This is a genomic window from Dyadobacter sp. 32 (assembly GCF_902506755.1).
Classification (GTDB): domain Bacteria; phylum Bacteroidota; class Bacteroidia; order Cytophagales; family Spirosomataceae; genus Dyadobacter.
The window spans coordinates 993,943-1,006,599 of the sequence record NZ_LR735258.1; the positions used below are offsets into that span (position 1 = coordinate 993,943).

At 45.2% G+C, this 12,657-nt stretch carries 7 protein-coding genes and 1 pseudogene; 5 read left to right on the top strand and 3 right to left on the bottom strand.

Annotation, left to right across the window (positions count from 1 at the left end; all coding sequences use genetic code 11):
* Window positions 1-6 precede the first annotated feature (6 nt).
* A complete protein-coding gene (locus DYADSP32_RS03970; protein WP_149243939.1) occupies window positions 7-3,435 on the bottom strand; it encodes a choice-of-anchor Q domain-containing protein in 3,429 nt (1,142 codons plus the stop codon).
* A 199-nt stretch (window positions 3,436-3,634) separates the two neighbouring features.
* Entirely contained in the window at window positions 3,635-5,566 is a 1,932-nt protein-coding gene (locus DYADSP32_RS03975; RefSeq protein WP_149243938.1) for a helix-turn-helix domain-containing protein, read from the bottom strand.
* Window positions 5,567-5,912: 346 nt separating this feature from the next.
* Between DYADSP32_RS03975 and DYADSP32_RS03980 the strand changes: the two are divergent.
* The 5 genes and pseudogenes from DYADSP32_RS03980 to DYADSP32_RS04000 all read left to right on the top strand — a co-directional run bounded on the left by DYADSP32_RS03980 (window position 5,913) and on the right by DYADSP32_RS04000 (window position 12,205).
* A pseudogene (locus DYADSP32_RS03980) lies at window positions 5,913-6,247 on the top strand (DUF6855 family protein).
* A 62-nt stretch (window positions 6,248-6,309) separates the two neighbouring features.
* The gene (locus DYADSP32_RS03985) at window positions 6,310-6,816 is read left to right on the top strand and encodes a DinB family protein (protein ID WP_149243937.1); all 507 of its coding nucleotides are present in this window, start codon (window positions 6,310-6,312) and stop codon (window positions 6,814-6,816) included.
* 332 nt (window positions 6,817-7,148) lie between these two features.
* Window positions 7,149-8,732, top strand: a complete 1,584-nt coding sequence (locus DYADSP32_RS03990) for a Na+/H+ antiporter (protein ID WP_149243936.1) — start codon at window positions 7,149-7,151, stop codon at window positions 8,730-8,732.
* A 326-nt stretch (window positions 8,733-9,058) separates the two neighbouring features.
* Window positions 9,059-11,494: a hypothetical protein gene (locus tag DYADSP32_RS03995; RefSeq protein ID WP_149243935.1), complete on the top strand. Its 2,436-nt coding sequence runs from the start codon at window positions 9,059-9,061 to the stop codon at window positions 11,492-11,494.
* 183 nt (window positions 11,495-11,677) lie between these two features.
* Window positions 11,678-12,205, top strand: coding sequence for a hypothetical protein (locus DYADSP32_RS04000; RefSeq protein WP_149243934.1), 528 nt, complete (start codon window positions 11,678-11,680; stop codon window positions 12,203-12,205).
* Window positions 12,206-12,227: 22 nt separating this feature from the next.
* Here DYADSP32_RS04000 and DYADSP32_RS04005 read toward each other — a convergent pair whose 3' ends face one another.
* Window positions 12,228-12,467, bottom strand: a complete 240-nt coding sequence (locus DYADSP32_RS04005) for a hypothetical protein (protein ID WP_149243933.1) — start codon at window positions 12,465-12,467, stop codon at window positions 12,228-12,230.
* Window positions 12,468-12,657: the final 190 nt, after the last annotated feature.

Consider the following 12,657-nt stretch of genomic DNA (forward strand, 5'->3'; position numbering starts at 1 on the left):
GCGTCATTATTCCTTGACAAATCGCTGCGCCGTGCCATCCGCTAACTTTAAAATATACACGCCGCTGCGTAACAATTTGATGGAGACCTGCTGCGTGTTTGTGGTGATGATTATACTCTGAAGTAGCCTTCCTGTTACATCGTACAAGGCGGCAGTACTCTGGAATAGTGTTGGTGGAACGGTGAGGGTAATTGATTCCTTTGCCGGATTAGGGTAGACCATCGCCGGACCTACTTCACGATTAGCCAGTGAAATGATTTTACTGTAAGCGAAAGAACCATCGCGATCATTCATCTTCAACCGGTAGTAAACGTTGCCATGGTACAGTGTCGCATCTTGGTAGCTGTACTGGTGATTGCCGCTGCCACTGGCATTCACTGTTCCGATTTTGGTGAAATTCTTTGCATCCGTACTGCTTTGCACCTCGAAATTCAACGTATTCACTTCGTTGGCTGTTTTCCAGTTGAGCAGGTTAGCACCTTTTTCTTTTGTTCCGGTAAAACTCAGTAAATTCAGCGGAAGAGGGCTGTCGATGGTTTTTACAAAAAATCCACTGAAACCCGTCACGTCAAAACTCACTTCCCAACGACTGGCCCAGGCATTCCAGACGATGCTTCCGTTTACAGCAGGATCCAGCGGATTGATGGTTTCTGCATCACCAGCGTAGGAGCCCGGCAAGCCCGAGTCATCGTCGCTTTCGCCAGACCGTTTCTCAATGCGCAGGTTCGTTTTGTAGTTTTCCATATCCGTCGCGTTGATCGGCAGTTTGGTGGAATTCGCTGCATTGAAATCCGTGAATTCCTGCTGGGTAAAGTAGAGTGTCACTTTGGCCGTCGCCGTTTCAGCGCCGTTGGTGGGGGTTATCTGGTAGTGGCGTTTTACAAAGTTTCCTGGCTGCGTAGTTTCTACCCATAATTTGGCTTTCACTTGTCCGGAAACGGCTGAAGCTCCCTTGGGGGTAAGGTAGGCGATCAGCTTACAATCTGAACCATTCGCCCTTAGGAAAATGTCTCTCTCGATCATTGCTGAAACCTCATCCCTATCCGCAGCCAGCTCAGATGGCTGGCCTGAAAATTCATAGGCACCCATGTCTACTGTCCCTTTATTGTAAAAACGTGCGTTCCCATCCAGGTCAGTAGCGGTATTGAATAAGTTAGGATCGCGATCTCGCCCGTAGGAATAGTGACTGTTGCTTCCTTTGTTAATAACCGGGCTACATGCTTGCAGGCGATAGTTGCCGTTCGCAGCATCTACAAAAAGCGGATCGATGTCCAGGTTTTCGCCGCTATTCGTACCTATTGCGTTATTCCAGTTGGCGCTGCCACCGCTGCCTTTTACAATACTGTGGGCGAAAGAAATATCTCGTAAGTTGTAAGATAAATCACGGTCGTTGGGGTCCTGTATGATGCTGTTGCGGAAATTAATCTTGCCTTGATAGCAATGCATGATGGCGTTGCCAGTGTTACCAGCGACTGTACAGTTAACCAGGGAGGAGTTTCCATTACGCCCAAACCAGACTGCTGATGTGAGCCCAGTGCTATTTCCAGTGAAGAGAGAATTTTCTACCGAGGGATCTCCTCCACCATTGTACCATCCACCGCCATCCAGAGAGGAATGATTCCCGCGGATCACAATATTTTTCATGGAAGGGTTCCCGTAAAAGTTATACCATCCACCGCCTTGATTTGCAGAATTTTCGCTGATCAAGGTGTTGGTTACGATTGGATTCCCTCCCTCGTTTAATACTCCTCCACCAATGTTATTCGAACGGTTGTTTGTGATCCTCATCCCGTTCAACCGGGGACTTCCGTATACATTGTACCACCCTCCGCATCGGGCGTTACTAATAAAATTAAAGCCGTTTACAGATATAAAATCTCCATTTCCACCGTCTGCATTTCCATCTCTCACCGTAAAACCATCTACTTGCAGGCTTTCATCGAGTTCACCACCAACGGTGATCAGTACATGATAGGCGTTGTCGGAGTTATCACCTGGCGTGCCCAGATCCCCGCTCATGATCGTGGGATGCAAGTCTGGGTCGCGGGTGCCATTGCCACCCGATGGGTATCCGCCCAGTAGTTCCAGGCCTTTGCGGGTGATGGTGAAAGCTTTATGGCGTTCACTTGGTCCGCTTCCCGCCTTATACTCCGGATAGTAAGTGCCTTCTGCGACCAGAATTTTATCGATAGAAACACAGGATTCATGGGCAACCCGGATGGCTTCTGCCAGGGAGGAAATGGCCGTAGCCCAGCTCTCGCCGTTTCCGGGAGTAGCCACAGATGCATCTACGTGTATTGTACTGGTGGTCGGGCTTACTCCCCGATACTCATAAGCCCCCATATCTACGATTCCATTGTTATAAAAGCGGGCTTCCCCTTCCATGTCGGTCGTAATCGATGATAAATCGGGGTTTTGCCCATTGGCGTAGTAAGTATTGCTTCCCCTGTTAATAACCGGACTACAGGCTTGCAGGCGATGGTTGCCGTTGGCAGCATCTACAAAAAGCGGGTCGGTATCACCGGAAATGTTGCCATTGTCGGTACTGGTCATGCCCTGTACAAGACTGCAGCTGATATCACCAGCGTTGATCCCACTGCTGTTTCCGTAAACGATACTATTACGTAGAGTAAGTGTTGAACTATTGTTGGATATACCTCCGGTACCGTTAGAGGCTGTATTGCCTGTGAGGGTGCAGTTGGTAAGTGTGGCGGTTGAGTTGACGGTATTAAATATGCCTCCGCCGTTAACAGCGGTATTCTCACTGAAAGAGCAGTTGGTGTACTTGGGGGCTGAGTCAGTATTGTAAACGCCCCCGCCCAAAGAAGTAGCTCGGTTGCCGGTGACCTTACAGTTGATCAAAATGGGATATGAAGAAGCGTTGTACATTCCGGCCCCATGATAATTGACCGCATTGTTGGTGATGAGGCAGTTTTTTATGGTAGGCGAAGCGCTCAAATTACGGATCCCGCCACCAAAATCTCCGGAACCGCCCGTAATGGTAAAGCCATCCAGTAAAGCAGACGCCTCAATGCCACTGTTATTGTACACCACGTGGGTGCCATTACCCTGCAAAATGCTGGCATGCGCCGTATTGATCAGATCCCGCTGGGCAACACTTGTTTCATCCCCCTTAAAGCCGCCATAGATCTTCACGTTATTTTTCATTCTGAAATACTCACCACTGTTGGCTCGCTGGTAAGTGCCTTTTGCTACCCACACCTCATCACCGATGGTGGAAGCCGTGATCATGGCCTGCAGGTTATTACTTGCATTGTCCCAGTTGCTACCGTCGCCACTTCCGGTTGGGGTTGCTCTTACATATCGAATGGCGGCGGAGAGGTGGCCAGCGCAGGCTAGCAAAGAGAAGAACAGAAGCAGCCTTACCACAATTAGCGGAGACGCGTACACAGCGCGGATAGAATTTTTTGTCATGATAAAAAAAGAGGAATGCGATACCTTTTGTATCGGTCAAGGAGATGGTATTATTCGCAATGATTAACTTACAAATGTACTTGCGATGCCTTTTTGGGATGTTGCTTATCTGACCAAAACCTTGGATTATTGTTGCAGAGTTATGCTATTTGGTCAAAAAGGGTCAGAAGAAGCAGAATCCAGGCGCATTTCGTACCTGTTACAGCCCGAATTTTTTCAAGGTGGCCAGATACCGGGGATCGTCCCGCATGATCTCAAAAACAGGGGAAACTTTGATGTCGCCGAGAATCCGGCCATGGCTGGTTGCTTTCAGCAAATAGTGGATGCTTTTTTCTTTATCGTTCAGTCCCGAATATATGACGGCTCGTGCGGCATCGTTTTCAGGCGTTTCAGGTAGCGCTTTCAAATAAGTAAGTACTTCATCGGTTCGGCCGTCTCGCGCTTTCAGAAAAACAATCTGGGTCCCCATCCTCACGCCAGGATTCAGGCGTTCGGTCTCATGGGCATGAAGCAGAGCTCTTTTGTAATCGTGTCTGGCTGTGTAGAAAGTCGTACAGGCCAGGTGGTAGGCAAAAGTTTCGTTAAAAAGATCTTTTCCGTCGTCGATACATTTTTGTGCAAGCTCTGTTTGGTTTGCGTACAGACAATTGAGCACGTTGCCTGCATGAATGACCGGATGTAAGGGATCAAGAGCAGTGGCTTTCATACTGTATCGCATGGCCTCGTCCACGTTGCCTTTAATCCGCAATAGTAAGCTAAACCAGTAATTGATCATGGCATCGTTGGGCTGATGCCTCAGGGCTATCCTGTATGCAGCTTCGGCCTGATCCCATTTTTGCTGCTCGCGGTAGAGGTTGGCCAGAGCCGCAAAAGCCATCCCGCAATTCGGATCCAGTCTGATGGCTGTTAAGGCATATTGCTCACCCAGTTTTACACTGGAATCGCGTGGGATGACTCCGTTTTCTGCCATCAGGTGGTAGGCAACGCTCAGCTGCGCAAAAGCATCGCTAAACCTGGGGTCGGCCTGTACTGCCCGTTTCAGATGCACCACACTGGCCAGTAACTGTTCTTTTTTTCGGGTTAGTATCAGTTGGCGTCCCTTCAGGTATTCATTGTAGGCAATCAGACTGTGGGTTGTTTTTTTATTTTTCTGACGTTCAAAATTATCACTGAGCTTCTGGTTAAGTTCCAGGCTTACTTCTTTCGCTACCTGATTAAGCAAATCAAAAACAGCAGGCATTTGACCGTCGTAGGAATTGGTCCATACGGTACTATGGTCGACGGCGCTAACCAGTTCCACCCTGATCCTTAGCTGTTGATCCACAACAAGGACAGAACCCTCTAGCAGGTAATTCACCCCAAGCTCCCTGGCAATAGAGTCGACGGGGGTATGGGTGTTTTTATAGCGGTCGGTGGAAGAAGTGGAAATAACCTTGAGCTTATCTATCAGGGCAAGGGAGCCATGGATTTGGTCGCGCACACCAACACACAAGTAATCGGTTTTTTCCGGTCCCAGGTTTTTGAAAGGCATCACGGCGATGGAGTTTTCAAAAAGGGCAGTATCCGGTTCTGCTGAAGGTGTTACTTCCTGCGTCTGCATCCAGAAAGCGACGCAGGATGCCATCAAAAGCAGAAGCAGGAACAAAGCGCTCAGCCGTATTTGGCGGGAAACGCCCGCGGTTCGCTTTCGGGGCGATATGTCTTCGGATGGAGTATTGTCCGGAGGAGGGTTATCCGGCGGAGCAATGAAGGTCACGATTGTTGCCTTTTCTTCTGGCGTATTGGCTGACTCTTCATCACGCTGTCTGCGGTATGCTGTTGGTGATGCCCCAAATTCCTGTGCGAAGTATTTGCTGAAGCTTTGCGGGCTGTCGATGCCGAGCAGGTAGGAAATCTCTGATGTTTTCATCGGAGAAGATCTCAGCAGCTCTGCCGCCTTGATCATCTTTCTTTTACGGATGTACAGAGAGATGGATAACTGCGTGTACTCCTTCACCTGCCGGTAAAGTTGTGACCGGCTAACGCCCAACTCTCTGCAAATGTTATCTATTCCGAATTCAGGTTGGTCGAAATTATTGTCGATTATCCTGTCAATTTTTTCTATTTTAAAGGAGGTATCCGCAGTTCGCATCAGTTTTTTGGCTTAGAAACAACACCTGTTTATCTCAGATTTTGCTTTTCAAATTGTTAAACCGGACGCAAGATACATCTGTCCAATTGTTTTTCCGCATCAGGAAATTTTCGTTTTTTGGAGACGGTTGAACCTGAGTCCTTTATTGGTTTGGCTGATGGTTCATTTGTTTATTTTAACGGTTATATCCATGCTCCCATGGAGAGACCACCTATGTTTATGATGTGGAAGAAATTTTTTATTATTGTGGGATCAATCTTACCGGTTAGGAAATATGAAATATAATTTCGGGACAAAAGAAAGTCCGCTCCAATTGACAACCCCTCCGCTTTCCAGCCAATACACGATGCATGTGGAAGAAAAGAATGGAAATGATATCTTGGTTTGTACGGTCGGAAAAACAATTCTGCATTACCATATAAACTGCATTGATGATCTGTACCTGATGTTAAAGCAGCATGGAGACTGGGTTGAACTAGGGAGTGCAGATGAACAGAAAGCAGCAAAAGAGGGAACTGTGGAGGCGTGGGGACGTTCTGAGGGTAATCCGGTTGGTGGCTGGTATGGTTTGAAAAAGGGGTTTAGCGGAAGGTTTGGGATGTATATCCACCTCTTTTGGATGCGTTGGGTATGGCGGAGGTTACCCATGAAGCACGAGGCAATAAAATGAAGGCTATATAGCTATACAGAAACAACAGGAGTAACATACTTACAATATTTATCATCAACTAAAATTCAACAACATGATCAAGCAAGCGTTAATCGGTGAGTTTTTGCACGAGGCTGAAAATACAAGGAAACTTTTAAACGCCATTCCGGACACCGCCCTGGGCTATCGTCCGCAACCGCATTTGTGGTCCATCGGACAGTTGGCGTCACATGTTGCAGAGGTTTACAATTGGTATGAGGGTACATTTAACCGTGATTATTTGGACATGGGTGTGTACAGATATGATAAGGGAGATATAAGCAAGGCAGCTAACATTGTGGCCAAATTCGAAGAAAACGTGTCTGCGGCAAAATCTGTTTTGGAACACTCTGACGAAGGGACCTATATGAATTTTTGGTCAATGGGTGCAGGAAATCAGGTATTTTTGGGCCCAATGCCAAAAATTCAGGTTGTTCGGGGATTTTTGTTTAATCATCTTTATCATCATCGCGGGGAGTTGGTAGCACATTTGAGAGCATCGGGAAATAAGGTTCCAGGACTTTATGGCCCAACTTATGAGCAGTCTCAGCCAAAGAAATGAACTGTACCCTGTAACCATACAGGAAAGCATTGTGTTTGGCTGTTAACTGGCCAGTCTTGTCCTGTACCGAAAGGAATCTCAGAAAATTTATCGAATAAAATCATGTTTCTGGCAGAATCCGTGACCAGGATTGGAGATTGATGAGGAAATATGAAACTATTTTGCCTATTGTTACTTCGGTATTTACATAGAAAACAGGGTGATCATTGTTAGCCTTTTGAACAACACGTTGATTCAGGAGTCCTGTCGTTCTATGTATGCCGGTAGCAGTTTTCATCAAAGCCATTTTCAAAATAAATATAGGATCAAATTTAAACGCTTAGGTAATTTTAATGCATACTATTTTGCCATTTATGTTGGCCATGGTTGCCATTATTGTGATACTGAATATGTGGGCTGTTAAGCTTAAAATTGCTTATCCCATCCTGCTTGTTATTGGCGGATTGGTTATCGGTTTTATCCCGGGCCTTCCGGTAGTAAAGGTAGATCCTGGCCTCATTTTTTTTATATTCCTGCCACCGCTGCTTTTTCAAGCCTGCTGGACAGTTTCATTCAAAGAAATGAAAAAATGGTGGCGCATGATTACCAGCTTTGCCTTTCTGGTGGTATTCTTTACAGCCCTTTCGGTCGCTATTGTAGCACATGAGTACATTCCAGGATTTACAATAGCCTTGGGGTTTTTGTTGGGCGGTATCGTATCGCCACCCGATGCGGTCAGTACAGGCGCCATTACCAAATTTGTAAAAATACCTAAATCCACCTCGGCAATTCTGGAAGGAGAAAGCTTGCTTAATGACGCCTCATCTTTGATTATTTTTCAATTTGCTTTGGTAGCCGTAGGTACAGGCCAGTTTGTGTGGCAGGATGCTGCACTTAGTTTTTTGTGGATGGTTATAGGAGGTGCTGCTATTGGTTTTTTGGTGGCCTGGTTGTTTGTTGAAGCTCACAAAAGACTGCCAACCGATGCGTCTTCGGACATCGCGCTGACGCTGATTGAGCCCTACCTTATGTATTGGATTGCCGAGCAGCTGCATGCATCTGGTGTACTTGCCGTTGTTGCCGGAGGACTTTATATGTCGGCGAGGCGTCTTGTATTTTTAGACAGTGCCAGTCGGGTGAGAGGATATAGTGTTTGGGAAAGTTTTGTGTTCATACTAAACGGCGTTGTGTTTCTGATCATCGGGTTGGAACTTCCGGAAATTGTTGCAGGAATCCGCTCACAAGGTATTCCGTTGGGAACTGCCATTGGGTATGGTGTCTTGGTAACTCTTGTTCTGATTGCTGCCAGGATGATCAGTGCCTATGCTTCAATGCTGGCTACCCGCATTTTCCGGCCTAGCGTGGCACCAAAGGTTAGCGGCAAAAGGAGGTTTGTACTTTTACCCCTGATGTTGGGATGGACAGGAATGCGGGGTGTGGTATCACTGGCAGCCGCATTGGCTATCCCGGTAACGCTCGACAGTGGTGCTGCATTTCCACAGCGTAGTCTGATATTGTTTATTACCTTCGTGGCCATACTGCTTACACTGGTGGTTCAGGGGCTAACCTTGCCGTATATCATTACCCGGTGGCGTATCTTTGGTGACTTTATAAATGAAGATTCGGAAGCAGCAACGAAAAAGGAGATGAAGCTTGGTCTAAAACAGCATGTATATGAATATGTACGGACGAAGTACACCGATGAAGCCAGCCCGCACGCAGGAATACAGCAGTTTATGAGGAAGTGGGAGGAGCGTTCAAAAGTCAATGACGAGGACCTTATGAGTAACAGTACCAAAGCAATTTTCATCGAAATACTGGATATACAGAGACAGTACCTGGCAGTGCTTAACCAAAATCCGAAGATCGATGAAGAGGTAATCAGACAGCAGCTGTATCAGTTGGATCTGGAAGAAGAGCGGTTGAAAATTATTTAACGAGCCTCAGATCAATATTTTAAAGCGTACCAACTGACCCACTTCTTTGGCGTGAAATGGGTAAAAGCATCGTGAAGGTTCGAGCTGTCGAGGACGTTAAGCCCGATTTAAAACAGAGGTTTAAAACAGGGTGGAGGGCTGTTGGTTTCATGTGTATGGCCCGAATGGATACCGCTATTCGCATTGTTGACAATTCAAAGTTGCCGAATAATAAATAGAGCTAAGATTTTGACTTTCAAATAATTGAATTTGTTATTTTTAGGGAGTGGTTCATTCGTGGCGTTTTTCGTGTCGAAGATGTTTGTCTTACCCTAAATCCTCCCAACTTGATTAACGTTAGCCAACTTCCGCTCATTTTTACTGTTGTAGGGGCCGGTTTGCTTTTATACTGGTTCCGTCATGAACTTTCGATTGCTTACCATTGGATGAGTTCGCTGATTCAGCGGTACAGTGCCATGCCATCTTTTTCGAGAGGAGATGTTTTTTTTACTATCTGGCGGGTAATCAGGCTCAATTGGTATAGTGTGTTGATGGTGGTTGTGCTTTGGTTTATCTTATTTAACGTCGACGTGGGTAGCGACATAGTCATACATTATGTTGACCATCTTCTTAACAATGGATTTAGTTCAAAGTTCTGGTCATTGTGGTGGTTGTTCGGTTGTCTCTTGCTGATGACTTTGGCGATCTGGATTATTCCATTTTTTCTTTTTTCTCCAAAGCGATTTTATAGGGCCAAGAGTGACGCCGTTCGGTTTTATATGGGAACAAAGTTTCTGTCCATTCTTGCCATAACTCCCTATTATGTGATTGCGGGAGCTTTCTTATTCCGGAACGAGCCAGTTGAAGTTCCCCTCTGGTATTTGCCTGTATTCTCCCTTGCGGGAGTAGCCGTATTTCTGCTGATAGAGTTCAAAATTCTTCACATACATTTGGTATCCAGGTTTTTGAATAGCGCCTCGGAGATCTTGGTGCGATGGGGCGATAAATATTTGGGGGGCAACCGGTACCTCATCATTTTGATCAAAATACTAATAGTTGAATTGATTTTTATCCTGGTTGTGGCAGGTTTGATTAATTGGTTTGCGGCAGATGCCCTGGTTCATATTTACGTTTCCGTTTTTGTGTTGGTAAGCAGTGCTTTCATTTTTAAACTCCTTTTTTTTACCAATGACACCAAACTGACGCGCAAGGAAGTGATTGCTATGGTAACTGCTATGACATCGGCCGACAATATCAGGCATAGCAGGCACTTTTATTACACGGTGTTATTTTTGTTATTGTTTATAAATGCTTATTTTTTTGTTGTCCCCTCGCTCACAACAACCAATACCATATATGTTTTATTGATTGTCTTTGCGCTGCTGATCGTATACCTGGACTTATGTAGAAACCTTGCTTCCAGTGAAAAAATTGGTATTAAGATTACCGGCTTTATGGGGATTTTGCTTTTTCTTGTGGCTTCTGTAATTTCTCCGAGAGGGCAGTTTGTAGTGCCACTTCGGGAATATACCAGTAGCTCGGCCAGTGAAAGTGACTCACTGGAAATTGATCCGAAATTGAATAAGTATGGGTTTCTGGAGGCTGCGCTAGAACGAAGAATATCAATCATCGATCAGCTTGATTCAACGCGAAATAACAATATATACCTGGTGTGTGCCATGGGTGGAGGTAGTCGGGCGGGCTATTTTACAGCTAAAATCTTGCAGGAACTTGAAAGGAAAATTCCGGATTTTTGGCAACGTTCGCTCTTATACAGTACGGTTTCGGGTGGTTCGGTAGGGGTGTATCACCACGTTAAAGGGCGGAACAGTAAAAGCTATTCTCAATTTTTGAATCACATTTACGAACAAAATTACAATTCCAGCGCAGTATACGGCCTGTTGCTTGGGGATGCATTCGAAGGGTTATTCGGTGGTTGGATAAGGGAAATAGGTTCTCTGATCAATAATAAAGATTCAGCGGTTTTGTATCGTGACCGGAACGTGAGGATCAGAGAAGAATATGATTATGCCATGAATGCTGCATTAGCGGGTGAAAAAAGCGATGGATACGCGACAAACACCTTTCGTCCTGGAATTGACATTAGCCGGCACGACTCGTTTAAGGGTTTTTTTGCGGATCATGTGGACACTATTCCGGTTCATTTCGTAAATACTTTTGAGATTAATTCAGGACAACGAACCGTTTTGTCGCCCTTCATCGTTGGAAATGACTCTATTTTTCCCAATGCCATTTTGCCGTTGCAGGATACTATTTTTTCTCCGCGTATTATCCATGAAGATATTACTTATCGTGAGGCGGTAAACTTGTCGGAGCTGTTTCCGTTTTTGAGTGCTGCGTCGACTATCGGAGAGAAATCAAATCATCAGTTTGTAGATGGAGGATATTTTGAGAATTATGGCTTAGCTACCGCCTTTGATGTGGCTACTTATCTTATAGACAACCAGAAGGTTTCAAAAGATAGAATTAAAATTATATTGATCAAAAATAGTTTGCAGAAACCAAACGTAGAAAAGAAAAGTTGGCAGCTAATTTCTCCATTGATAGGTGCAGTGAATGCGCCATTCACGGGTCATGCTAACCATTTTTTGGAAGAAGGCCAGAATCGATTTGGTCGTAACATGGTGGTACTGGAATTTGATTCTGACGATAAGGAAACCAAAGTTCCCCTCACCCGTGCTCTCGCAAGGCGGCACTTAAAGATTATGGATCCAATAGCCATCCGTGTCGTTAAGGAAAACGTGGAATCAATCAAGAGGTAGTTGGCTCGCAGCAGGGAGCTTTTTGTTCGGCGTTTGTAAGTCATTAAGCATTTCAGTAACTCCTTTGGGTGACGCTGTAGTGGTCATTCGGTTTGTATGGGTGTACGTGAAATGGGCGGAATGGTTTCGTCGACTTTATTTTTTGTTTAATTTTTAATTATGATCAACCTAAACAAGCAGTACATGGAAAATCTCCTCAATACCCAGCGCGTTTCACGGATTTATATCAAAGGAATCCAACTCGTTTTTATGTTTGCAATTGTTGCATTCACGCTGCAAAAGGACAATGCAAAGGGTATGTTGACCTACAAAGGAAATAAGAAAACGTACCATGTAGAACTCAAATTTGCACATTTTGTAACCGGTCCGGACTCGTTCGATCCAAACAAAAAGATCAGACGGCTCATTTTTACAAATGCCAGTATGGATGGTCGAATAAAATCATGCGGCGTAATGAATTGTGTAGATCAATACATCGAAGGTATGCAGGTGGATCTTGATGCGGCGGATCGAATATTGTTCTGGGTTAGCCTCGACGGTCAACTGGTTCAGTATTCCGGAACGGCACCATTGGAAGCAATCACATTTTCGGCACAAACGGACAAGCGTATTGCAGGTAAATTGAAAATTGACAATGCTTCGGGTGGAGGGCCAATCATTGAAGTAACCTTCGATGCCCTTTTATTAAAGGATTTTGCAAAGCACCGGTAAAGGGATATATGCAAGCGTAGTCTTAGAAGGTACTTTTTTGAAGGTTTTCTAGCTTTATAAAATCACATTTATACCCGGCAAGCTGCAGGGCTGTTTGTATCCGCTTGAAATCAGGAAGTTCGGAGCGGAGCGTAAGCAGAAGTTCCTGGAAGTCATAAGTCCAGTGCTTTACGTCCAGTTTTTTCAGGCAATCGTGGAGCTTTTGTATGGCAACACTATTTCTTAGTCTTGTCCGGAAGGATATCTGATATATTAGGGCCATAGTTGAGAATGGTAGATGTTAATTAACGGCTTTACATAGTACAGCTAGCGGCAGCGTTTCAAATGTAGTTATTATTTATATTTATTCCAAATAGTAATCGTATTCAAATTGTTGTCGGTGCGACTTGGGTATGCCACGTTGCTATCACTTATCAAAGGTGTAAATATTTCGCGACAGAGATATTATGCGA